Annotated in this window: 25 protein-coding genes; 14 read left to right on the forward strand and 11 right to left on the reverse strand. The window is 26.9% G+C overall.

Features of this window, described 5'->3' with window-relative positions; genetic code table 11:
* The 8 genes from BHAMNSH16_RS04660 to BHAMNSH16_RS14490 all read left to right on the forward strand — a co-directional run bounded on the left by BHAMNSH16_RS04660 (position 1) and on the right by BHAMNSH16_RS14490 (position 7051).
* Positions 1-639, forward strand: a complete 639-nt coding sequence (locus tag BHAMNSH16_RS04660; protein ID WP_008727222.1) for a hypothetical protein — start codon at positions 1-3, stop codon at positions 637-639.
* Between the two features lie 22 nt (positions 640-661).
* Positions 662-1435 (forward strand): leucine-rich repeat domain-containing protein, encoded by a 774-nt coding sequence (locus BHAMNSH16_RS04665; protein ID WP_008727221.1) that lies wholly within the window; start codon positions 662-664, stop codon positions 1433-1435.
* A gap of 107 nt (positions 1436-1542) precedes the next feature.
* Complete coding sequence (locus tag BHAMNSH16_RS04670) at positions 1543-2526, forward strand: leucine-rich repeat domain-containing protein (RefSeq protein ID WP_008727220.1); 984 nt, start codon at positions 1543-1545, stop codon at positions 2524-2526.
* Between the two features lie 225 nt (positions 2527-2751).
* Positions 2752-3750: a leucine-rich repeat domain-containing protein gene (locus BHAMNSH16_RS04675; RefSeq protein ID WP_164071387.1), complete on the forward strand. Its 999-nt coding sequence runs from the start codon at positions 2752-2754 to the stop codon at positions 3748-3750.
* A 28-nt stretch (positions 3751-3778) separates the two neighbouring features.
* Positions 3779-4447: a leucine-rich repeat protein gene (locus BHAMNSH16_RS04680; RefSeq protein WP_008730894.1), complete on the forward strand. Its 669-nt coding sequence runs from the start codon at positions 3779-3781 to the stop codon at positions 4445-4447.
* A 79-nt stretch (positions 4448-4526) separates the two neighbouring features.
* Positions 4527-6218, forward strand: a complete 1692-nt coding sequence (locus tag BHAMNSH16_RS04685; RefSeq protein WP_008730891.1) for a phospho-sugar mutase — start codon at positions 4527-4529, stop codon at positions 6216-6218.
* Positions 6219-6376: 158 nt separating this feature from the next.
* Positions 6377-6517 carry a hypothetical protein gene (locus BHAMNSH16_RS14485; protein ID WP_241033659.1) on the forward strand — a complete coding sequence of 47 codons (141 nt, stop codon included), beginning with the start codon at positions 6377-6379 and terminating at the stop codon, positions 6515-6517.
* 210 nt (positions 6518-6727) lie between these two features.
* Complete coding sequence (locus tag BHAMNSH16_RS14490; protein WP_008730889.1) at positions 6728-7051, forward strand: hypothetical protein; 324 nt, start codon at positions 6728-6730, stop codon at positions 7049-7051.
* Between the two features lie 433 nt (positions 7052-7484).
* On the opposite strand, the gene BHAMNSH16_RS04695 is transcribed toward BHAMNSH16_RS14490, so the two are convergent.
* The 3 genes from BHAMNSH16_RS04695 to BHAMNSH16_RS04705 form a co-directional block, all read right to left on the reverse strand.
* Positions 7485-8378 (reverse strand): Abi family protein, encoded by an 894-nt coding sequence (locus BHAMNSH16_RS04695; RefSeq protein ID WP_069732271.1) that lies wholly within the window; start codon positions 8376-8378, stop codon positions 7485-7487.
* Positions 8379-8566: 188 nt separating this feature from the next.
* Positions 8567-10657: an ATP-dependent DNA helicase RecG gene (gene recG, locus BHAMNSH16_RS04700; protein WP_008732055.1), complete on the reverse strand. Its 2091-nt coding sequence runs from the start codon at positions 10655-10657 to the stop codon at positions 8567-8569.
* A 9-nt stretch (positions 10658-10666) separates the two neighbouring features.
* A complete protein-coding gene (locus BHAMNSH16_RS04705; protein WP_039955043.1) occupies positions 10667-11134 on the reverse strand; it encodes a YkvA family protein in 468 nt (155 codons plus the stop codon).
* A 162-nt stretch (positions 11135-11296) separates the two neighbouring features.
* Here BHAMNSH16_RS04705 and BHAMNSH16_RS04710 point away from each other — a divergent pair, with 162 nt between their 5' ends.
* Both BHAMNSH16_RS04710 and BHAMNSH16_RS04715 read left to right on the forward strand, forming a co-directional pair.
* Complete coding sequence (locus BHAMNSH16_RS04710; RefSeq protein WP_069732264.1) at positions 11297-12052, forward strand: PilZ domain-containing protein; 756 nt, start codon at positions 11297-11299, stop codon at positions 12050-12052.
* Positions 12036-12638, forward strand: a complete 603-nt coding sequence (locus tag BHAMNSH16_RS04715) for a 5-formyltetrahydrofolate cyclo-ligase (RefSeq protein ID WP_083250085.1) — start codon at positions 12036-12038, stop codon at positions 12636-12638. The genes BHAMNSH16_RS04710 and BHAMNSH16_RS04715 overlap by 17 nt, the downstream gene beginning before the upstream one ends.
* Positions 12639-12640: 2 nt before the next feature.
* Here the strand turns inward: BHAMNSH16_RS04715 and BHAMNSH16_RS04720 are convergent, their stop codons facing one another.
* Complete coding sequence (locus BHAMNSH16_RS04720) at positions 12641-13144, reverse strand: chemotaxis protein CheW (RefSeq protein WP_008727426.1); 504 nt, start codon at positions 13142-13144, stop codon at positions 12641-12643.
* 624 nt (positions 13145-13768) lie between these two features.
* Between BHAMNSH16_RS04720 and nhaC the strand changes: the two genes are divergently transcribed.
* The 3 genes from nhaC (at position 13769) to BHAMNSH16_RS04735 (ending at position 16469) form a co-directional block, all read left to right on the forward strand.
* Positions 13769-15184: a Na+/H+ antiporter NhaC gene (gene nhaC, locus BHAMNSH16_RS04725; protein WP_008727425.1), complete on the forward strand. Its 1416-nt coding sequence runs from the start codon at positions 13769-13771 to the stop codon at positions 15182-15184.
* Between the two features lie 471 nt (positions 15185-15655).
* Complete coding sequence (locus BHAMNSH16_RS04730; RefSeq protein WP_008727424.1) at positions 15656-16159, forward strand: type II toxin-antitoxin system antitoxin SocA domain-containing protein; 504 nt, start codon at positions 15656-15658, stop codon at positions 16157-16159.
* Between the two features lie 19 nt (positions 16160-16178).
* Positions 16179-16469, forward strand: coding sequence for a hypothetical protein (locus BHAMNSH16_RS04735; RefSeq protein WP_008727423.1), 291 nt, complete (start codon positions 16179-16181; stop codon positions 16467-16469).
* Between the two features lie 87 nt (positions 16470-16556).
* Here BHAMNSH16_RS04735 and BHAMNSH16_RS04740 read toward each other — a convergent pair whose 3' ends face one another.
* A complete protein-coding gene (locus tag BHAMNSH16_RS04740) occupies positions 16557-16772 on the reverse strand; it encodes a DUF2905 domain-containing protein (RefSeq protein WP_008727422.1) in 216 nt (71 codons plus the stop codon).
* A gap of 3 nt (positions 16773-16775) precedes the next feature.
* Positions 16776-17462 carry a potassium channel family protein gene (locus tag BHAMNSH16_RS04745; RefSeq protein ID WP_069732262.1) on the reverse strand — a complete coding sequence of 229 codons (687 nt, stop codon included), beginning with the start codon at positions 17460-17462 and terminating at the stop codon, positions 16776-16778.
* A gap of 302 nt (positions 17463-17764) precedes the next feature.
* Between BHAMNSH16_RS04745 and BHAMNSH16_RS04750 the strand changes: the two genes are divergently transcribed.
* Positions 17765-18436 carry a hypothetical protein gene (locus BHAMNSH16_RS04750; protein WP_069732261.1) on the forward strand — a complete coding sequence of 224 codons (672 nt, stop codon included), beginning with the start codon at positions 17765-17767 and terminating at the stop codon, positions 18434-18436.
* Positions 18437-18543: 107 nt separating this feature from the next.
* On the opposite strand, the gene BHAMNSH16_RS04755 is transcribed toward BHAMNSH16_RS04750, so the two are convergent.
* The 5 genes from BHAMNSH16_RS04755 to BHAMNSH16_RS04775 all read right to left on the reverse strand — a co-directional run bounded on the left by BHAMNSH16_RS04755 (position 18544) and on the right by BHAMNSH16_RS04775 (position 23145).
* On the reverse strand, positions 18544-18882 hold the full coding sequence (locus BHAMNSH16_RS04755; RefSeq protein ID WP_069726578.1) for a hypothetical protein: 339 nt from the start codon (positions 18880-18882) through the stop codon (positions 18544-18546).
* Positions 18883-18968: 86 nt separating this feature from the next.
* Positions 18969-19946: an ankyrin repeat domain-containing protein gene (locus BHAMNSH16_RS04760; protein WP_008727258.1), complete on the reverse strand. Its 978-nt coding sequence runs from the start codon at positions 19944-19946 to the stop codon at positions 18969-18971.
* A gap of 392 nt (positions 19947-20338) precedes the next feature.
* Positions 20339-21220 carry an L-serine ammonia-lyase, iron-sulfur-dependent, subunit alpha gene (gene sdaAA / locus BHAMNSH16_RS04765; protein WP_008727259.1) on the reverse strand — a complete coding sequence of 294 codons (882 nt, stop codon included), beginning with the start codon at positions 21218-21220 and terminating at the stop codon, positions 20339-20341.
* A gap of 26 nt (positions 21221-21246) precedes the next feature.
* The gene (gene sdaAB, locus BHAMNSH16_RS04770; protein WP_008727260.1) at positions 21247-21921 is read right to left on the reverse strand and encodes an L-serine ammonia-lyase, iron-sulfur-dependent subunit beta; all 675 of its coding nucleotides are present in this window, start codon (positions 21919-21921) and stop codon (positions 21247-21249) included.
* A gap of 297 nt (positions 21922-22218) precedes the next feature.
* Positions 22219-23145 (reverse strand): hypothetical protein, encoded by a 927-nt coding sequence (locus BHAMNSH16_RS04775; RefSeq protein WP_008727261.1) that lies wholly within the window; start codon positions 23143-23145, stop codon positions 22219-22221.
* Positions 23146-23174: the final 29 nt, after the last annotated feature.

A 23174-nucleotide genomic window follows, 5' to 3' on the forward strand; every position in this document is an offset into this window, starting at 1 on the left:
ATGAAAAGACATTATATAATAGTATTTATGCTTGTATTTTTATTTTATGGAACTCAGGAACTATTCTCTATGATACCCGAAGGTTTATATATCACACCTAAATTCGTATTCTCTCATGATGGAAATTATTATTATGATAAAGGAAACGGACAAAAGGGTTATTTCAATTATTTAGGCGGAGGTTTTGCTTTAGGATACAGCGTACCAAGTATAAACAAGTCATCCCCTGTAAGATTTGAATTTGAATACATAGGAAGAAAAATAATAGGAATGACTAATGATATAGCTATGCATACTCTTTTAGGTTCAGTATATTTTGATATTAACTTTTTCCTTATAAAAGAACAATTAACAGATGAAAGCTATAAGCAAACATTATTAGAAAAATATCCTCCATTTACAATTTATTTAGGCATTTCTATAGGAGGAAGAATAAATGATACTTTTAATTATAAATTAAATAATATGGAATTAAGAAATTCTTTAACTACTATAGTTTTTGGGTTCAGCGGAGGTTTTGCTTTCAATGTACTTCCATATATGTCTATAGATTTGGGATACAGATATTTAATAGACACAAGAGCAGATGGATATCATGAGGCACTTCTTGGAGTAAGATTTAAAGTACCTAAATTATAATAATTTAATAGAGGGGTTATTTATGAAAAACAACATTAAATATTTTTTAATCATATTTTTACTACTTATTGTTTCATGCAGTAATTATAAACTCGTTAATCCTTTTGGTTCTGATTCTAATACTTCTGTTGATTCTGAGACTACCGTTACTGAAGATGATTTTATATCAGGACCTGATGCAACCGATTTTGATATAGAATATAATATGAGAATGTATAAAGAAAAATTTGGTATATACAAAATAATCGTATCAGGAGATATATCAAAAACTAGTACATTAACTGATGTAAAAAAAATAATAGATAAAAACTACTACAAAGATGCTAAAGCTGAAATAGAGGTAGATTTGACTAAAACAACTTTAACAGAAATAGCAGCTGATGCTTTTAAAGACAGTATAACTTTAAAAGCAATATACCTGCCTGCTGATGCCGCTTCTATAAAATCAGCAGCTTTTAGCGGATGTACTGCACTTTCTACAGTTAGCTTAAATGATAAATTAACTACAATTGAGGCCAATGCTTTTAATGGATGTACAGCATTGATATCTATATCCTTACCTGAATCATTAACTGATTTAGAAGCAAGTAGTTTTGACGGCTGTACTGAGCTTGCAAATTTAGAATATTTAGGAACAGAAACGACTACTATTAATACTGTATCATTAACAGGTGTGAATAAATTAATAAATTTATATCTTCCAAATGTTCAAAAAGATCCTGGTGATGGAAGTTGGGACTCTTTCTTAGGCATTAAGTGGACACAAAAAAATTACGGAAGCAGTATCAAAAAATAAAAAAAATGTTATATTTATAGCAGTAATATTGTGTGTATAAATAATATTAATTAATTAAAAAATATTAATTTTTTATTTTATTAATTATTATTTAAGGAATCTAAAAAATGTTTATAAGAATAATTTTACTATTGTTGATATTTATATCATCATTATTCATTTCATGCAGTAACTATAAGGCAACATCCCCTTATGACAATAATAATATAAATAACAACGATAATATTATTAATATTAATGATGATTTATATGCTGTAGGACCTGAAGCCACTGATTTTGATATAGAATATAATATGAGAGAATATTATAAACAATTTAATAAATATAAAATAATAGTAAAAGGTAATATAAATGGCTCAAAAACATTAGAATATATAAAACAAATTATAAATAAAGAGTACTACAAAGAGCAAAAAATAGAAGTTGATTTGAGCAGAACTACACTTACTAGTATACCTCAAGAAGCATTTATGAGTTCAGCAACATTAAGTGCAATAGTTTTTCCTGAAACATTAGAAGAAATAGCAATATCAGCATTTCAGGGCTGTACTTCTTTAACTTCTGTAACTCTTCCTTCTAGTTTATCTATATTAAGACATCATTCATTTGCAGGATGCAGTGAACTTCAGACAGTAATTTTTAATGATAATCTTAAAACCATAGCAAATAAAGCATTTTATAATTGTAAAAAATTAAATAATGTGGTACTTCCTCCAAATATCACATCATTAGAAACATCAACATTTGATAATTGTATTTTACTTACTTCAATTAAACTAAATGATAAATTAGAAGAAATAGGTGCTAATGTATTTCAAAACTGCAGCGGCCTTGTAAATATATCACTGCCTTCAAGTTTAACCTCTATAAATAGTACATCATTTGCATTATGCACTAATTTAAAAAATGTAGAATATTTAGGAGATACTCCTACTATAACAGATACTCCATTTAGTAGTTCCGCAGTACCTACTGATTTATATCTTCCTAATGTGCCTGAAGCACCTAGCAGTAATAGTTGGGATAAGTTTTTAGGCGTTACTTGGGAGGCTGATAAAATTCATTATGGTCAAAGTATGCCGAATAATTAATGCAGCAATAATATCACAATATATCTATACTTATTAAAAAATATAAAAAGCTAATTTTATATTTTACAAAATATTAATATTTTTTATATTGAATAATTTATATTTTGTAGTGTAAGTATATTTATAAAAATTATAGAATATATCAATATTTTTTTATTTTTGTTATTGATTTTTTTACATATCTAAATAAAATGCATGAAAATTATAAGGATATATATTGTAATAATGTTTAAAATAAAGCTCTTTTTTATATATATTTTATTTTTAATCTCATGCAGTAATTATAAGGCTACATCTCCTTTTAATATAGATAATAATAATCAAAACATATCTGCATCAATTCCAGAAAATATAGATGAAGATTATATTATCAAAGCTGATACTCAGGAAACAGAAATAGAAAATAAAATGCAGGAATATTTCAATAAATATGGATATTATGTAATATTTTTGCAAGATACAGGAGATAATATAGATAAAAACAGCACAATAGAAACAATAAATAAAATAATAGAAAAAACAGAATATAGCAAATATGGTGTTGCACTTGATATAAGCAGAACTACAGTTACAGAAATAAAAGATAATGCCTTCAAAGATAATAACAATATAATAGCAATAAAATTACCTGAAACTATAAAAACAATAGGAATTAGTGCATTTGAGAATTGTTCTATACTTAGTGAAATTAACTTTCCTTCATCAATAGAATCAATAAAAACATCATCTTTTAATAAATGCATAAAATTAATAAAAGCCGATTTAAGCAAAACAAAAATAACATCAATAGAAAATAAAGTATTTTATAATTGCATAAGCCTTAATTCTGTTGTATTGCCCGATACTTTGACAATAATAAATATTGAATCATTTGCTTACTGCTATTCTCTTAATGACATTAACTTTACATCTAAATTAACATACATACTTCCATCAGCTTTTATTAGCTGTAAATCATTAACAAAAATAAGTCTGCCTAGTAGTTTGAAATATATATATGGATATTCATTTGGAGACTGCTCTTCTTTAAGTGATGTAGAATATCTTGGTGATAATGTTAATAATATACAAATAAAAAATGGAAATGTATTTGACGGATATGTTGAAAATTCTAAGCCTAAAAATTTACATCTGCCTAATGCATCAAGCGATTCTAGTTGGGAGAGTTTTTTAAACTATACTTGGGAAAAGGATAAAATCTTTTATGGTAAAAATATGTCCTAATAATCAAAAATAACTTTGGAGGAATAAATTGAAAATATTGGTGATAATACTGCTTTCTTTTATAATATATTCATGTAATTATAAACTCATTTCCCCATACGATGACAAAAATAATAATCAACTAAATAATAATCAAGTAAATGAAAAAATATATGTAGTGGGAAATGAATCTACAGAAGAAGAAATAAAAAATGCTTTAGAAAATAATAAAAAAGAAACAGGACAAAATCTTATAACTGTTAAAGGGTATATAGATAGTTCTTCTACTATTTTTGATAAAATAAAAAATGTTGCACAAAATGAAAAAGATATTATATTAGATTTATCAGCTGCTTCTTTTGAAACATCATATAAGTTTACACTTGAAGGAGCTTCCACTTTAAAAACAGTAATAATGGCTACAACTGAACAAATAACTGCAAACTTTTTTAAAGACTGCACAGCTTTGGTTAATATTCAAATATCAAGCAGTACAATAAAAATAAATGATACTAGCTTTGAAAATTGTACTTCTCTTAAAAATGTTGAATATTTAGGAACTTCTCCAAATGCTCTTACAACTTCAGCTTTTGCTTCTATTAAACCTACAGACTTATATCTTCCAAATGTTAAAACTGATCCTCAAGACGGAAGATGGAATAATTTTTTAGGTGCAGCTTGGACTGCAATACATTATACTGCTTCTATGCCGCAATAATTAAATATTTTACTTGATTATATACTTTTTGTATACTATAATTTATATATAAAATTTTTAAAAATTAGAGGTGTGTATAATGGAACAAGAAGTAAAAGCAAGAATAGATTCATGGCTTAATGGTCCTTATGATGATGAAACAAAAAAAGAAATTAAAGCATTATTAGATGCTGGTAATGAAAAAGAATTAACAGATGCATTTTACCGAGATTTAGAGTTTGGTACAGGCGGACTTAGAGGCATAATGGGAGTAGGCACTAACAGAATGAATAAATACACTGTTGGAGTTGCCACTCAAGGTTTAGCTAATTATATATTAAAACAAGGCGGAAGTGATTATAAAGTTGCCATAGGATATGATTCAAGAAATAATTCTGATGTATTTTCAAAAGCTGCTGCTGAGATACTTTCTTCAAACGGAATAAAAGTTTATTTATATGATGATATTCACCCTATTTCGCTTCTTTCTTATGCTGTTAGAAGTTTGGGCTGTATTGCTGGAATAGTTGTTACCGCAAGCCATAACCCTAAAGAATATAATGGATATAAAGTTTATTGGACTGACGGAGCTCAAGTTATACCGCCTCATGATAAAAATATAATAGATGAAGTATTAAAAGTTAAGCCTGAAGAAGTAAAAATGGGAGACTCTTCAAAAATCACAATAATAGGCAAAGATATTGAAGATAAATATATGAATGACTTAATGACATATTTGGTAAATCCAGATATTATTAAAAAACATCATGACATAAAAATAGTTTATACACCTATTCATGGTTCTGGATACAAAATGGTTCCTATGGCTTTAAGAAAAGCAGGATTCACTAATTTAACAACATTAGAAGGTGCTCAGCCTCCTGACGGAAATTTCCCTACTGTGGAATCTCCTAACCCTGAAAACCCTGAAGCATTACAGATAGCTGTTAATAAAGCTAAAGAGATAGGTGCTGAACTTGTTATGGGTACTGATCCAGACTGCGATAGAATGGGTTGTGCTTTGCTTACTAAAGATGGAAGCTATATGTATCTTACTGGTAATCAAATAGGATCCATAATGGCATACTACCTCATTACAAACAAAAAAAATATTAAAAATCCATATATAGTAAAAACAATAGTAACTACTGAACTAGCTAGGGCTATTGCTGATGCTAATAATGTTAAGATTTATGATGTGCTTACTGGCTTTAAATGGATTGCTGATGTTATAGAAAGAGATAAAGAAGGAACATATTTATTCGGATTTGAAGAGAGTTTCGGTTACTGTATAAATTCAAATGTACGCGATAAAGACGGTGTTAGTTCCTGCTTGATGCTTGCTGAAGTGCTTGCTTACTGTAAAGATAATAACATTACTTTAGCTGATTATTTAGAAAGTATTTATGAAAAATATGGATACTTCTATGAAGAGACTATATCAATTACAAAAAAAGGTGCTGACGGAGCTAAGGCTATAGCTGATTTGATGACTTATTATAGAAACAATTTACCTAAAGAAATTTCAGGAGTTCAAGTAGAGACTATAAGCGACTATGAGAAAAAAGAAGTTTATGATAATACAGGTAAAAAAATAAAAGATATAACTTTACCTAAATCTAATGTACTTCAATACATACTTGCTGATAAAACTAAAATCACTATAAGACCTTCTGGTACTGAACCTAAAATAAAATTCTATTTTGAAGTTTGCGTAAAAGAAAGTAAAGATAAGAGACTTGCTGTAGCCAAAGAAAAAGTGGCTAATTTCAAAAAGTTTATTAAAGAATAATTTTTTATTATTGCTAGCCATAAACTTTATAATTTGTATTAGTAATAAAAATAAAAGAAGTCCTATTTTTTAATGGGGCTTCTTTTTTATACGACATTTTTTGTCATGGTGAAAAAGTATAATATATATAATTAGATAATCATATTTAAGGAGATTATATGAGAAAAATTATTATAATATTATCATTTTTACTGATATTCATAATAAGCTGTTCAGGTAATTATGTAAGTGTCAGCAATGAACAAACAAGTACAAATATATCTATCGGACAAATTACCGTTTCAAAAATGACTATATAGACAAATAATTTTGAAAAAAGTAAAATGCCAAAAATTACTATTTACTTAAATCAAAAATTAGAAATTGATAAAACTCAATTAGTAAGCGTATCGAATAATCAAAATTTAAATTTTAATATTAAAGATTTTACATTAGAGAAAAATGAAGTTTTTTATGAAAAATGAGTTAAAATAAACTTAATATCAAACTCTTTTTATAAAATAACAAATTTGCAGACTAATGCTTTTAATTTATATTTTACATTAAAAAGTACATTCACAAATGAAAATATAGAAAATAAAGAAATATTATACGATGTCAATGTGCAAGCTAAAATAACAAAAACTTCTCTATTATTAACTATAATAAAATGGATATTTATAGTAATTTTAGGAATTTTATTCTTTCCATTTATATTGCTTGCTTCTATGTTTATATACCCAATAAGAACCAGCAGCGGATTTTTTCTTGCTCTTATATTACCTTTTATTTACTACCCTATTTTATTCTTTATTATAAAATTAGTTCTTAATTTTTTTGATGAACATAGATAGAAATTATAAGAAGTATAATAATTATTTACTTTAAATATAAAATCCTCATCATTTAATGCGGATTTTATATTTTTAACTTTATTCTAACTCCCCGCCCATTTTAGTTTGTAATTTTATTTGTTATTATTGTATTATTTTTTTATTAATTTTTACTGTTATTATAACGCCCACCCTAGCTTTATTTAAAATCATAATCTTCACAACGCACGCAGAGTAAAATTAAAAATATAAATTAATTATAAATTCTAATTTTAATTAGATATAAAATTCCGCTGACCGTGCGTTGAATAAAGTTTTAAACTTAATAAAAACTTGGGTGGGTGCCTTAATTTTTAATTAGACTATAAAAATAATAAAAATTCAAATTTATAAATAAAACAATAAAATATAAAGGGCGGGAATGTAAATAAAATTTTTAAATATAAATTAATAATTATTTATTTAAATAAACACTCCATTTTTCAGGAAATCCTATATGAACAAAATCTATATCATTTTCATATTCATCAATAAGATTAATAAAATTTGTAAGTATTTCATCATTCCACTTTTCTTTAAAAGGATACAATTCTTTAACTGATAAAATAGCCCCCCATAATTTTCTTTCCGAATCTTTATCTAAATTATTCATTTGCTTTGGAATAGATGAAAAAATTCTATAATAAAGTCTTCCATAATGAGCACAAATATTTCTTAAATCCGTACAGCAACGAAGCCAACTTTCTAATTTTTTAGCAGTAATGTTATACATATCTTTTGCTAATATTTTCTGATCCTCTAATTTTAAATTAGCAAAAAAAGTTGATAACATTCCAAAAGTAAATATTTCTGTTGCCACCCATATTGGAAAATTACTATTATATTTAGATATATGATGTTTAACAAACAAAACTTTTTTATTACTTTTTATTTCTCTTTGAAAATTATTTATAAATTTTTTATGATAATTTATGATTTTATTTATATATTTTTGATTAGAATTTTTATTATAAAAATTTGTTTCATCCCAATATCCTAACGCTCCATATTTATGAGCATGATAATATGCTATTTTAGCACGAATAAAAATTTCTATCTCTTCTAAAGCATTAAATAATATAGTATGCAATTTTCTATCAAACTCATAAATATTAAAAACTTTTTCAAATGAAGTACCATTAATATAATTGCCATCATTTTGTTTAAAAGGTAAAAAATAAGCACTAAAACGATAATAATTTACTGACTCAAGTATAGATATACATTTTTGATCATTATTAATGATACAGCCTCTATCTTTTAATTTTTGAAGCTGTTCTTCATATTTATAAGGACATTTTATATCCATAAGATAACCAAAATAAAAAATGTCCCCCATGATGCACATCATATAAATGATAATGCTGGGGGTCCTGTTGATATAATCATATATTATATAATTTTTTTGTCAACATTAAATCAAAATATTTTATTATAAAATAAATTATTATATTTTAGTATTTTTTATTTAATAAAAAATACTAAAATATATATAAACTATTCATCTTTAACAATTCTCGATTTTAAATAATTAGCCTTTAATATAAACGCTTCATTTTCTTTATAAAAAGCTTCTTTTGAGATTTCATCTTTAAGTAAAGAACGCATTTCATCTTTAGCCTTACGCATTATCTCTTTATCTTTTATGATATTTCCAAGTTTGAAGTCCGGAATACCGCTTTGCTTATCGCCTAAAAACTCACCAGCCCCTCTTAATTCTAAATCTTTTTCTGATATTTTAAATCCGTCAGTAGTTTCGCATATTATATTAATTCTTTCTTTTATGATGTCATTAAGCTCGCTGTGTAGTATAAGATAGCAGTAACCTAATTTATCTCCTCTTCCCACTCGTCCTCGTAATTGATGAAGCTGTGATAAACCAAAACGCTCTGCTCCTTCTATAAGTATTGTTGTCGCATTTGGGTTGTCAATACCTACTTCTATTACGGTAGTAGAAAATAGTACTTTTATCTCTCCACTTGCAAATCTATTCATTATATATTCTTTTTCTTCATCTTTCATTTTGCCATGTATTATTTCTATTTGGGTATCTGAGAAGTATGTTTCTTTTGCTCTCTGAAACTCGCTTGAAAGAGTGATAAAACTAGAATCATTATTTTCTATTAGAGGAAATACAACATAACCCTGTTCTCCTTTTGATATTCTATTTTTTAAGAATTTATAGCAATGATCCCTTTCATAAAGCTCTTTATATTTTGTGAGTACCCCTTTTCTTGAGCTAGGAAGAGTTTTTATGATTGATAAGTCTAACTCCCCAAATAATGTTAATGCTAATGACTGAGGAATTGGAGTTGCTGTCATAAGAAGATAATCAATATTTTTACCTTTCGATAATAATTTATTTCTTTGAGCTACCCCAAATCTTTGCTGTTCATCTACTATTGCATAAGAAAGATTTTTAAATACTACTTCATCATATATAATAGAATGCGTACCTACTAATATACTACTTTTACCCTCCCTAAGCCTTTTCAATAAATATCCTCTTTCGCTTTGACTTACAGATGATGTAAGTATATCTATTTTTATAATATCTTCTAAGCCAGCTGCTTTAATGAGTTTTTTAAAAGTATTATAATGCTGTAAAGCTAGTATTTCAGTAGGAGCCAAAAATGCTGTTTGAAATCCTGATTCAGCAGGTATCAATGCAGTTAAAAATGCCACTATAGTTTTACCAGCACCAACATCACCTTGAAGAAGTCTAAACATTTGTTTTTTTGAAAATAAATCATTTTTTATTTCGTTTATAGCATTTGATTGATCTTCGGTAAGTTCAAAAGGAAGAGCAGATTTTACTTTTTCAAGCAAGTTTAACGAATTGTATCTTTCTTCTTTTATTAAAATATTAGGTCTTCTCTCACTTAAATGTATATACTGAAAAGTCAAAAACTCTTCAAAAATTAAGCTCTCTCTAGCCTCATCAAGTGCTTCAAACGATGTAGGAAAATGCATCTCCATAATAGAAGGAACAAAACTTTTAAGCCTGTATTTCTTTTTAATGACACTAGGTATATCATATTTCATATTCTTTTCAAATCCTACAAGCTCATCTACAATTAAAGTTCTCAATTTTTTCTGGGAAAGCCCTTCTGTAAGAGGGTATATTGGCACTATCTTTCCGTATGATAATGCATTTGAAGATGGTTTCTCAAATTCAGTCATTCTGCATTGAAGCTTACCCCTTCCGCTTCTTATAAACTTACCTGTTAAATATAATTTTGCACCTTTTGCTACTCCAGCAGGAAGTCTGCCGCCATAAATAGGAACTTCGCATACAGCAATTCCGTCTGTAACTATTACTAAAGGTTTATTCCTATATTGAAAAGTAAAGCTAGAAATATCTATGACTTCCACATATACAACAGAAGTTTTATCCTTATTCTCCAAAGCCTCATGAAGTTTCAAAGTTTTTCTTCGGTCATCATAGGTTCTAGGAAAAAATGCTATTAAATCATATAGAGTAGTTATACCCTTCTTAGCAAGTATTTCCGCGTATTTAGGACCTACGCCTTTTGAATATTTTATACTTTTAGTAAATATATCTTTACTATAATCATTATTTAACAAATATATATCCTATTCATCATCTTCACTTTCTTCATCGCCTACTATTTCATAATCTGCTTCATTATATTCTGTATCTTCTTCTGATTCTTCTTCATCTGATTCGCCATATTTCCAAACTTTATATTGTTGCAAATCAGTAGAAAAACACTTTATACATAATCCTATTATAAAAGCATCATCTAATAATCCTATAAATGGAAATAAATCAGGAAGTACATCTAAAGGAATTATTAAATATATTAATGCCCCAGCTATAGCAGATAAACTTTTCCAAGGAATATCCTTATAATTGCCATTTACATAATCTCCTATCATATCAACCATTAATTGAATTTTATCTAAAAATTTAGAAAGATGTCTTGATGATGAAAGATTCAATATATCTTTTGTTTTATCAATAATAGATGTTAACTTTTCAAATGTAGTTTCTAATGAAATTTTATCCCATAATTCTTTTGATTTTTCTTTTATTCCCATAAACACTCTCTTTAATACTTTTATTAATTTATATTTATTATTATTATAACATATAAACAGAAAATATGAACAACTTTAGACTTCTATTTTTTTACTCAAAATATTGCATAAATAATAAATTATGTTATACTTAGTAAGCAAGTATTATGAGGAGAAATAATAATGGATAAAGAACAAGTAAAAGGTGTAATTATAGAAAATAATCCTTCTATTTTAACTAAATATAAAAATGCTTTTAACAATGTATTTGATATAAGTACTTTTAATGATACCAATTCTTCTTTAGGCTATATTATAGAAAATAATTTAAATATATATTTTTATATTTTAAGATTCAATGAAAGTGAAAAAGATAGTATTAGTTTATTTGTAGAAAAAGTAAAAAAAATTAATCCTCAAATAAAATTGGTTATGACAGATGTTACAGATGGTTTTGATGAAAATGCATATCCTTATGCTTTAATATTCCATAGAAATACTGATGTTAGTGTAATAGTACAATCTATACAAAACGAAGTTTCAAAACTATTAGAAGATGGTAATACAAAAAGAAGACAGTATTCAAGAGTTAATTGGCCTTTAAATGTTGTAATAGCATATAAAGATAAAATTAGAGGAACGATAGATAGAAATATACTTTCTATAAGCGGTAATGGAGCTTATATATCATCTGATACTAATATTCCTGATAAGGGTGATATGCTTGGACTTACTATATCTTTTAAAGATTTCAAATTATTTACTGAAGCTAAAGTGGTTTGGATTAATAATGATAATCAAAAACCTGACTTGCCTAAAGGTTTTGCTGTACAGTTTATTGATATAGGTATGGCTTCTCAAAAAATTATTGATCAAATTATTAGAGATAAACTATTACAGGAATTGTTAGTAGAATTAAATGATGAAAATTTCTCCTAATGAAGATAATATTAAAGAAGAAAAAAAATTAATAAGAGAATCCTTTAAACTCATCAGAAATAACTTAGATTCTAATTTTATTAAGGATAAAAGTTCTATAATTTCTAAAAAATTTAGAAATATAGTAAATATTAACAAATTTAGCTCTATATCTGTATATGTAGATTTCAACAATGAAGTAACAACAAATGAAATAATAAAATATGCTTTAAAAAATAATATTAAAGTATCTGTACCATTTCTTATAGATAATCATAATATGAAATTAAAATATATAAATGATTATGATAAAGATATCAACAGAAATACAAAGTTCGGATGCGGTGAACCTTTTGAATATTGTAAAGACTGTAATATAGATGAAATATCTATGTTCATTATTCCTGCTTTGGCTTTTGATGAAAAATGTAATAGACTAGGGTTTGGAAGAGGATATTATGACAATATATTAAGAATTAATAAGAGTGCATTAAGAATAGGCTTAGCTTATGATTATCAGATACTTCCATCAATACCAAAAGATGATAATGACGAGATATTGGATATTATTATCAGTGAAAGTAAAGTAATAACTGCTACTTTTTAACTTTAACTATCAGCAGATGTTTCTTCATCTTCTTCATCAGTAGTAAATAATTTTTCTAGGTCTAAAACAACTAATAATTTATCTTCTAATTTACCTACACCTTTAATATATTTCTGACCTATACCTGAGAGCATTGGAGGAGGAGGCTGAATATCAGAATTTGAAATGGATACTACCTTAGAAATAGAGTCAATAATTATACCCATATCAACATCTTCTATTTTTACTATGATAATACCTGTATTTTTATCTCCTTCTGTTTCTTCTAAATTAAATCTCTTTTTTAAGTCAATTATAGGTATAATATTACCTCTTAAATTTATTACACCTTCTACAAAGTCTGGGGCATTAGGAATAAGAGTAATCTTTTCCATTTTAATTATCTCTTTAGCCTGCATGATATCTATAGCATACTCACCGCTGCCTAATCTAAAAGTAACAAGGTTGGTACTATCTTCTAACTCAACTCTATTTTCAGTACTTTCAATAGGTTGTTGCTCTGCCATTTATTATGCCTCCATAATTTTAAAGGTTAATATATTATCGGAAATGATTTCTTATATTTTATACCTACTAAATATATTAAAGATAAAATTATATAAAATCTATTATCTTAATTTAGTAAAATATATTCTATTATATTTTTAGCTAAAAGTCAATAATATAAATTTAATAATAGTACAATAAATATTATAACTGTTTCAAAACTATTTATAAAATAATATATATTGTATTATTTCATCATTTAAATAAATTAAGATTGATAATTTCTTTTAATCCCCGCCCTCTAAAATTTCTAACTTAACACTGTAATAAAAATTTTATTAATCATTATTACTTCATCAAGAAAAAGCATGCCCGCCCAAGTGTTTTTTAATTTTAGGACTTTCATAACACGCGGTAAATGAATTTAAATATATAGTAAATATGCAGTTATTAACTATTTCTTTTTTACAGCGAATTTAACGCGTGTTTAGTATATCACTAATTGTAAAAAATACTATAAATACTCACTAACTTGCTTTAAAAATAAACATACTAATTAATAATTAAAATTAAATAGGATTGATTTATTATGATTATGAATATATAATACCCTAATATAGTATACAATGCATAGAGGTACCTTTATGAAAATAAAAAAAATTAATACTTTTTGGAAACTATTTCCGCTGCTCTTTATACTAGTAACCGTTTTAATATTCACTGTACAATACGGAGTTCCTATAGAATTTTTACTTACACTAGGAACTTTATCTGCATGTATAATAGCATACTTTGCAGGATATAAATGGGAGGATATGGAAAATGCATTTATAAAGAAAGTAGTTGACACTTGGATTGGAGTATTAATATTTATACTGATAGGTGTAGTAGTTGGAGCTTGGGTATATTCAGGAACCGTACCTATGCTTATATACTATGGAATAAAATTAATACATCCGTCATTCATACCTGTAATGGCTTTTATTGTAACTTCATTTCTTTCTGTATTTACAGGAACTTCTTGGGGATCTGCTTCTACTGCAGGCGTTGCATTCATAGGTATTGCTCAGGCTACAAATACACCTTTGCCTTTAGTTGCTGGTGCCGTTATAAGTGGTGCTTACCTTGGAGATAAAAACTCGCCTATATCAGATACTACTGTTTTAGCTGCTATGGGGGCAGGCACTACGCTTTCTAATCATATAAAAACTATGCTCGCAAATACTATACCTGCTGCAATATTAGCGGCTTTAGTTTTTACAGTATTGGGCTTGAATGCCTCAGATGCAAATGTTAATATATCAAATTTGAAAGAAGCTCAGGAGATATTAACTTCTCTAGAACAAATATTTAATTTTAATATACTTTTATTGGTGCCTCCTGTATTCGTACTTATTGCAAGCGTTAAAGGAGTTAATCCTGTAATTACTATGTTTATAGGAAGTTTAATTGCTATAATAATCGGAGCTGTAATTCAAGATTTCGGCTTAATAAACTCTATGAAATCTTTTGTAACAGGGTTTAATATATCAATGTCTCCTACAGTTAATCCTGATAATATACCAGATACTTTGCATTTTTTACTCAATAGAGGCGGTATGATAAGCACTATGCCCAGCGTATTATTTTTAATACTTGCTCTCACTTACGGAGCTATGCTTGAACTTATAGGCACTTTCAATACTCTAATAGAACTATTGATAAAAATCACAAAAGGGGTAAGAAGTTTAATATTTATAACTTGGTTTACAACATTCACTATTAATTCAGCATTAAGCAGTTTGCAGTTTACATTTTTAACATTGGGTTCTGTATTAAAAACTGTATATGATAAATATAATATAAACAGAGGCGTACTCTCAAGAACTATGGAAGAAGGAGGAACACTCACAGAAGTTCTGCTTCCTTGGACTGTTACGGGAGTTTATATGACTTCTATACTTGGAGTGCATACTTTACAGTACATGCCTTACTCATTTTTTAACCTTATTAGTATTGGTATTTCTTTTATATACATGCTTACTTTACCTAAATTTGCAGTAAAGATAAATAAGAATTGATTTATATAAAAAATATGTTGTAATATATATTAAGCAGTATATATATTGGAGCTTTATATATGTCTATAATCTCAATAGAAAACTATTATACTTGTTTCAAAACTACTTGATAAGATTATATGTAAAAATTTAGTATTTATAAATAATAAAGATAATGTTTTATATGTTGTACACACCATAATTTTACTTATAAATACGCAGTCTTTCTCGAAGTCTATCAGAGCTTGTGAGTATATAGCCTATTTGTGGCAAAAAAATAAGTGGGGGTAGGCTAGTTCACACAATTAATAAATAAATAATTTTGAAACAAGTATAATAATTGAAAACTTTAATGCATAAAGCAGAAAATGTTTTGTTATAATGCTTGAAAATATATATAAATTAATTATACTATACTATATAGCTAAATAAGGTATTGACTTTTTCAATATTACTGTTATTATCTACAGTAAATAAAAAAGGAGTGTAATTATGATAGGAAAAGACGCTTTTTCTTATGTATATCATATTTTAGAAGTAAATGGCTATTTAAAAAATTTAAGTTTGAAAAATAAAGCGATTAAAACAAATAAAATACTTTTCTTCGCTGAGCTGTATCATAGACATTTTTTTAAAGAACCAATGATAACAGATATAACATTTAAAGCACTTCCAAATGGTCCTGCAATAGATAAAGATGAAATTGATTGGTATGATGTTGAAGAAAACTATAATTTTTTGACCGATGAAGAAAAAGAAACTATAAAAATGTGTATAAAAGAATGGTTATGCGAGATGAGTCCTGAAGCTTTATCTGAATTAAGCCATGGAGATAAAAGAATACCTCTAATGGCATGGAAAAGTGTAAAAAGTGAAGGAAACTATGGAAGCATACCAATACCTGATAAGTATCTTAATGCTGATGCAGAAATACTTCACAATACTACAAAACATCAGTATAAAAATAGAATAAAAGTTGAAGCTCAAACAGTTTAATATTATTGGAGTATAAATTATGAAGATTTATGATAATTCCAATCGTATTAATAAGGCTATATTTAATAAATTCTTAATATCTAATGAAATAAACATAGAAGAATTTTCTGAAAATGTATTTGATAAAGAATGTATTGAAGAAAATTGCTGCTGTCCTTTAATAGAATATAATATACCTAGTGATTTAAATAGAATTTGCTTCAAAAAGCTAGAACAATATTTAAATAGTATTAATAAAAAAGATTTTATTGATGATTATTTAGACTTTATAAGCAGTATCACTCAAACTAAAGATGATTTTGAAGAATAAAGAATAATTAAAAACTTTTATATAAGCAGAAAATGTTTTACAAAAATGATAGCATAAAAATATTATACTTTAATAGTTATAATATCATTAAAATTTAGAAATTAACCACATAATAAAAGAAAGTACAATACTAGCTATAATGCTGCTCATAAGAGGAAAAGCAAAAGTAAAATTCTCTTTTTTTATGACTATATCTCCTGGAAGTTTTCCAAAATGCAATTTGATATTAAATAAAAATAATATACCTATAATTATTAAAATAACACCAATAACTATAAAAATTTTTGCAAATTGAATATTCATTTATTATTCAGCCATTTTTTTATGCATCTTCTCTATATCTTTGTCATGCCCCGCAATGATAAGTATATCACCCTCAACCATAGGCTCATCAGGATCAGGAGTACAATCTACAATAACTTTTTTCTCGCCTAATATTCCAACTGTTTCTTTCTTTACAGCAACAACATTTATTTTATATTTCTTTCTAAGGTCAAGCTCTTTGAAGTTTTTACCAGCAAGCCCTCCATGAACAGGAAATTCTACTATAGAGTGATATTCAGTCAAATCATAAAGCAAAACAGTATCACCCACCTCAAGCTGTTCAGCAATATGTATCCCCATAGATTCTTCAGGGCTTACTAAATGTGTTATCCCTATCATACTAAGTATCGCCTTATGCTTTTCATTAGAGTATCTTGCTATAATATTTTTTACATTAAGCTCTTTTAAAAGTAATGCTGTCAATATACTTGTCATCATATCTTCACCTATTGTAAGTATTACAGCATCAAATTTATTAATCTCAATAGCTTCTAATGCCTCTTTTTGAGTGGAGTCCAAACGCATGGCTTGAGTAACATTATTTTTTATAGCCTCTATTTCATTTATATCATTATCTATAGCAAATACTTCTATAGAAGGTTTTGTCATAAGTCTATTAATTAATGCCTTACCTAAAGTGCCGACTCCTATAACAGCATATTGAAGCATATCAATCCTCTAGTTACTTTATTTAATATTTTATATTATAGAATAATATAAAAATTTGTCAAAAAATATTTATTATAATTATCATAAAAACCATAGATAAAATCTAAAATTATATATATTTTTTATAATTTTTAGATGATATTATCATATAACTATGTAATTATAATTTACCATACAACTAAATATATAAAAAAAATTTATATAAACTAGTATAAAAAGAATTTTTTTTACATTTTATTTAAAATTATGTTATTATTATAATATTATAAATAAAAAATTTAAACAGAGGGTTAAAAAAAATTATGAAAAAAATAATATTAATATTAAGTATTTTATCTGTATTAACAGTTGCTTGTAGTAATAAGGCATCAACAGGTCCGGCATCAGGCAGTAAACCATTAACTACTAATGTACCAAGTGATGATAAAACAGTAAAAGACGGTACTCCATTAGCTAGTTGGAATGGAAGTTCTCAGGTTATGAAAATAAATGCTTCTGTATCTGTTAATAATGCAGCAGCAGAAAATACTGCAAAAGAATATACTTTATTAGAAAGATTATATTCTACTACTTGGTATCAGTCTGAAGAAGATTATGATGACGGAAGATTAGAAACAGAAGAAGAATTTGTATTTTTCAATGATAAATCAGAAATGGTAAAAAGAGAGTATGAAAATGGTATAGTAGACGGCAGAGATGATTATGCTACATTAACATGGATTGAAGATATTATTCTTAATGTTCAAGATGATAAAAAAAGCAGAAATGCCTGTATAGTAAGAAATACAGAGTTCGGAAAATATGAAACAGATATGGAATACGAAGGATATTATTTAGTTGATAGAGATACTTTATATATAGTTGACGGAGATGATGAAGCAGAAGTAAAAGAAAAATTAAATGATATAATATCAGGAAATACTCAAAGATATGCAGAAGACAAATTTGTACTTTCTACTAAATCTTTGAATTAATTAAAAAATAATTTCTAAATAATATAAAAAAACAAGGGGTTTTTACTCCTTGTTTTTTATTGCATAAAATAAATTTAATGTAAAACAAAATAATCAATTAAAAATTATTAGTCATCGCTATTAGCTTGATAGTTTAGTTTTACCAAGTAATCTATTTTATCAACCACTTTAGTAAAAGGTTTTTCCACACTAATTAAAGCCCTTTCAACATCATGTCCATCTTCATCTTCAATATATATATCATAATAAAGTTCTTTATGATCATATTCATTTTCAAAAGTAAGCCTTATAAATATAAAGTTATTAATATTAATCCTATCCATTTTAGGCTCATACTCAAGACGCTTAATCTCAGTATTTAATAATTCTTTTCCTAAATTTTCTACTATAATTTTATAAATAGATTCTAGCTCTTTTCTTATATAGTGGACATTGTTATCAAACATTATAAAACTCCAAATAAAATATATATATTTTTTTACAATATAATAAATATACCAAAATAAAATAATTTGTCAACAAAGACATTTTATTAATATTTATCTAATATAGAAGCTACTTCCTCATCCCCCAATTCTCTAGCTATACTTGCAAGCTCCTTAGCTTTTTTCTTAGCAAGATTAGGATTAGCATTATTTTCAAGCAATATTAAAGCCGCCTCAAAATTACCATTTTCAATAGCATAAGATAGAGCTGTTTCACCATCTTTATCTACAATATTAACATTAGCACCATTCTCTAATAAAATATTAATAGCATCTGTAGATATATCCCTCATAGAAAATGCTATTAAAGGTGTTACTCCAGAGAAATTAGGTTTATTAATATTAACTGTCTTAGATAATATTTTAACTGTTTCAACATCATTTGCTACTAAAAGAGGTGTTATTCCTTCATTATCTATAATATTTATATTAGCACCATTATCAACTAAAAATGCCGCTACATCAGAATTAGAATTATCCGCAGCAAAAAATAAAGGAGTCCAGCCATTATTATCAGCAGCATCAACATCTGCTTTAGCCATCACCAAAAGCTCAACCACATTAAAATTGCTGTCATATATTCCTATACCTTGTCTAGCCCATATATCTGTAGCATATAAAAGTGCTGTATAATTTCTTTTATTTTTCATATTAACATCAGCATTATTTTGTATAAGTGCATTTACTAAATCGGCATATCCGTAATAAGAAGCTATCATTAAAGCAGTAGTACCCTCATCAAAAGTTACACTAAGATCATATTCTGTATCTTCAGCATTTACTATATTTGTGGATTGTGCTAAAGTGTTATTAATATTACCTGAATCAAGAAGATTTTTTATTATATCTATACTAGGATATTCTTCATATTTTGCTATAGCATCTTCTAAAGATAAATCCTGAACTATATTTACATCTTCTATAGAAGTTTCACTATTTTGAATGTTTTCTTTAGTATTAGAATCAGAATTTTGAGTGCATGATAATAGTATCAATAATAAAAATGTGCATGAAATAAATCTCATAAAGCCCCCCAATAATTATTTACACATTGAACTATTATATATATAATAACATATATTATTAATTATATCAATTATGATATATCTGCCATATTTATCAAAATGTATGTATATTTTTCTATGAAATATTATTTTAGATAAATACTATATCTATAAAATAATGCATTGATATAATATATATTAAAAAATAAAAAGACTAAAAATAATCGTATATTTCATTATTGCTAATCAAAATTAAAAGAATACATTATCAAGCAAGTTAATTTATATAATACTTATAGTTTCTATACTTAACTAATAATAAGACTATATTTTATCATAAATAAAAGATTTCTGATAAACAAATTTACCAGAGATCTTTTATTTATATATAATTATAAATTAATAAACAATTATTATTTATTTAATTTACCCAATAGTTTTTCGGATATAGCGCGTCCTGTAGGAGTGTTTGCAAGCCCTCCTAAAGAAGTTTCTTTAAATCTCTCATCCATTCCGTCGCCAACTTCTTTCATGGCAGATACAACCTCATCAGCCGGTATAACGCTTTTAAAACCTGCACAAGCCATCTCTGCTGAAACAATAGCATGAACAGCAGACATAACATTTTTACCCATACAAGGCACTTCAACGAATCCTGCAATAGGATCGCATATAAGTCCAAGCATAGCTGATATAGTAAGTGCAAAAGCATCTGCACACTGCTGAGGCGTACCGCCCATAATCTCAGCACAAGCACTAGCAGCCATACCAGCAGCCGAACCGCATTCAGCCATACATCCTCCCTCAGCACCGGCGAATGTTGCTATCTGTGCTATGATATCAGCAAATCCTGCAGCAGTAAACATTGATTTTACTATATCTTCTTTTTTATATCCTCTGCTCTCACATACAGTAAGTACAGCAGGCATTACTCCGCAGCTTCCTGCAGTAGGGGCAGCTATTATTTTACCCATACATGCATTATAACCGCTTACTGACATAGCTGCAGTTACTACCTCGCCTACTATCTCTCCCAATATGCTTTTTTTATCTTTATAAAATTTATCTACTATTTCTACACATTCATTTTGCAAACCTGTTACAAAATTAAATTTATCCTTTTTTCCATTCTCAACAGCTTCTTTCATTATATCATAATAAGAAGTCATCTTCTCAATAACTGATTGCCTATCAGTTTTTTCTGATTCTGCTTCTATATCTATTACTATATCACTTATTTTTACTTTTTTTTCTGCAGCTAAAGCCACCAATGATTCTATAGATTTTATATCCATAATACTTTTTATACTCCATATAATATTTAATACAACTTATCTAAAAATACAAAGTCCCTTATATTTTCTATATGTCTTATTTTTTCCTCTATCTCTTTTGATATAACATCAGTCATACCAATAACAATAATAGCATATCCTCTGTTAATACCTTCAAATTGAGGAGTTACATTCATATTCTCAATATTTATTCCATTTTCAAATATAATAGAAGTAACTTTAGCTATAATACCCGGAACATCTTTATTAACTATAGCAATAGTTGGAAAATCTCCTTTATAATGTACCTCTATGCCATTAACTTTATCCAAAACTATTAATCCTCCGCCTATAGAAGAAGCTAATATATTAATCTCATTAGTTTCACCTTTAGCTTCAATATACACTGTATTAGGGTGAAAAGCCTCTCTCAATTTGGTAGGAATAAACTCATATTTAAGATTAGCCTTTTCAGCAAGACTATAACTGTCTCTAAGATTAGGATCATCAGTTTCAAATCCTAAAAGTCCTGCCAAAATAGCTTTGTCAGTTCCATGACCTTTCCAAGTTAAAGCAAAAGAACCATGCAAATATATTTTTGCTTCCTTCACATCTTCACCTAAAATCTTCTTAGCAAGTTTCCCAATACGGCAAGCACCGGCTGTATGAGAACTTGAAGGACCTATCATAACAGGACCTATTATATCGAATAATCCAGCCATATATAATTACCTCCATTTCATGGTTATAATTTAACATAATAAATAATTTTTGAATATATAGTTTATTAATTTTTTTATAAAAAAATAATAAATTATACAAAAAAATTAATAAAATTATTATGCATATAGAAAAACAACCGTATAAAACAAATATTATACTAAAATATTTATTTTGTAAAGATAAGTCTGCTATATCAGCATATTACAAATACAATATAAGCTCCTATAACTTTAGCGGATTTGTCAACTGCAGATCATACTATCAATATTATTAATTATTTTGTCAATAATAAAATATTAAAATAATAAACTTATTTCAAGTCCAACTTTAGTTTCATATCCGAAATAACTAGATGCTCCTCTAGGCTTTCCATAACCGACTTTTAAAGACACAGCATATCTATAAAACTCAACTCCAATACCGAAATTGACAGCAGCATGCCAAGGCTCTTTTATAAGTCCAAGCCTGTCTTTTTTATCTAAAATGGCAGCAATATTTATTCCTGTTATTAAGCTAATTTGATCTTTATATAAAGGAAATCTATAATCCAATCCTGTATGTATCCTGAATAACTGCGGACTATTTCCTACCGCATTATATGAAATTTCAGAGCCCAAATAAACACTAAAATTTTTAATATAATAATAAACTGCTATAGATCCGAATTCATAACTGCTTCCGCTTTTTATTTGAGTATCGCCTTTAAATCCGTCTACCAAATGCGTAGATTGATGGTACATAGGTATAAATCTAATTTTCATATTAATTCCAACAAGATTCTGAAGCCATAAATCAGCAAATACCATAAACTGCCCGGAAAAATCATAAACATCGAATAATCCGCTGCTTCTTCCAAGTATTGATATCTCCATAGCTCCGCCCATACCTACAGAAAAATACTTATTTCTATAAAACATTATCTCACTAGCTAAACGGCCTTCAACATAAACCGATACAGATTTAAAATCCCAATTAACATCAGGAGCAATAAGTGATAAATTTTTATCTACATTAAAGTTCTTAGCAAATAATATACGCCCTATAAATGCCCTAGGATCCTGCCACCCCATGTAATATTTATCAACTTCATATATGCGAAAAGGATTACTGAAAGTATAATCATCTTCTAAAAAATTTAAATCATTATTAAATTGATCTTCCTGAGAATATAAACTTGAAGCACTTAATAATATTAATAATACTACAATTATTTTTGTTTTCATTTTACATCTCTTAATATTTATTTATCTAT

The sequence above is a fragment of the Brachyspira hampsonii genome (assembly GCF_002214805.1).
GTDB classification, from domain to species: domain Bacteria; phylum Spirochaetota; class Brachyspiria; order Brachyspirales; family Brachyspiraceae; genus Brachyspira; species Brachyspira hampsonii.

Excerpts from the sequence above, each read along its gene's own strand:
- BHAMNSH16_RS04695 (WP_069732271.1), bottom strand. The coding sequence starts at position 8,378 with ATGGATATAAAATGTCCTTATAAATATGAAGAACAGCTTCAAAAATTA.
- sdaAB (WP_008727260.1), bottom strand. The coding sequence starts at position 21,921 with ATGGCTGGATTATTCGATATAATAGGTCCTGTTATGATAGGTCCTTCA.
- nhaC (WP_008727425.1), top strand. The coding sequence starts at position 13,769 with ATGAAAATAAAAAAAATTAATACTTTTTGGAAACTATTTCCGCTGCTC.
- BHAMNSH16_RS04660 (WP_008727222.1), top strand. The coding sequence starts at position 1 with ATGAAAAGACATTATATAATAGTATTTATGCTTGTATTTTTATTTTAT.
- BHAMNSH16_RS04735 (WP_008727423.1), top strand. The coding sequence starts at position 16,179 with ATGAAGATTTATGATAATTCCAATCGTATTAATAAGGCTATATTTAAT.
- BHAMNSH16_RS04665 (WP_008727221.1), top strand. The coding sequence starts at position 662 with ATGAAAAACAACATTAAATATTTTTTAATCATATTTTTACTACTTATT.
- BHAMNSH16_RS04760 (WP_008727258.1), bottom strand. The coding sequence starts at position 19,946 with ATGAGATTTATTTCATGCACATTTTTATTATTGATACTATTATCATGC.
- BHAMNSH16_RS04750 (WP_069732261.1), top strand. The coding sequence starts at position 17,765 with ATGAAAAAAATAATATTAATATTAAGTATTTTATCTGTATTAACAGTT.
- BHAMNSH16_RS04670 (WP_008727220.1), top strand. The coding sequence starts at position 1,543 with ATGTTTATAAGAATAATTTTACTATTGTTGATATTTATATCATCATTA.
- BHAMNSH16_RS04730 (WP_008727424.1), top strand. The coding sequence starts at position 15,656 with ATGATAGGAAAAGACGCTTTTTCTTATGTATATCATATTTTAGAAGTA.
- BHAMNSH16_RS04710 (WP_069732264.1), top strand. The coding sequence starts at position 11,297 with ATGGATAAAGAACAAGTAAAAGGTGTAATTATAGAAAATAATCCTTCT.
- BHAMNSH16_RS04715 (WP_083250085.1), top strand. The coding sequence starts at position 12,036 with ATGAAAATTTCTCCTAATGAAGATAATATTAAAGAAGAAAAAAAATTA.
- BHAMNSH16_RS04745 (WP_069732262.1), bottom strand. The coding sequence starts at position 17,462 with ATGCTTCAATATGCTGTTATAGGAGTCGGCACTTTAGGTAAGGCATTA.
- BHAMNSH16_RS04720 (WP_008727426.1), bottom strand. The coding sequence starts at position 13,144 with ATGGCAGAGCAACAACCTATTGAAAGTACTGAAAATAGAGTTGAGTTA.
- BHAMNSH16_RS04755 (WP_069726578.1), bottom strand. The coding sequence starts at position 18,882 with ATGTTTGATAACAATGTCCACTATATAAGAAAAGAGCTAGAATCTATT.
- BHAMNSH16_RS04675 (WP_164071387.1), top strand. The coding sequence starts at position 2,752 with ATGTTTAAAATAAAGCTCTTTTTTATATATATTTTATTTTTAATCTCA.
- sdaAA (WP_008727259.1), bottom strand. The coding sequence starts at position 21,220 with ATGGATATAAAATCTATAGAATCATTGGTGGCTTTAGCTGCAGAAAAA.
- BHAMNSH16_RS04775 (WP_008727261.1), bottom strand. The coding sequence starts at position 23,145 with ATGAAAACAAAAATAATTGTAGTATTATTAATATTATTAAGTGCTTCA.
- BHAMNSH16_RS04685 (WP_008730891.1), top strand. The coding sequence starts at position 4,527 with ATGGAACAAGAAGTAAAAGCAAGAATAGATTCATGGCTTAATGGTCCT.
- BHAMNSH16_RS14485 (WP_241033659.1), top strand. The coding sequence starts at position 6,377 with ATGAGAAAAATTATTATAATATTATCATTTTTACTGATATTCATAATA.
- BHAMNSH16_RS04705 (WP_039955043.1), bottom strand. The coding sequence starts at position 11,134 with ATGGGAATAAAAGAAAAATCAAAAGAATTATGGGATAAAATTTCATTA.
- BHAMNSH16_RS04740 (WP_008727422.1), bottom strand. The coding sequence starts at position 16,772 with ATGAATATTCAATTTGCAAAAATTTTTATAGTTATTGGTGTTATTTTA.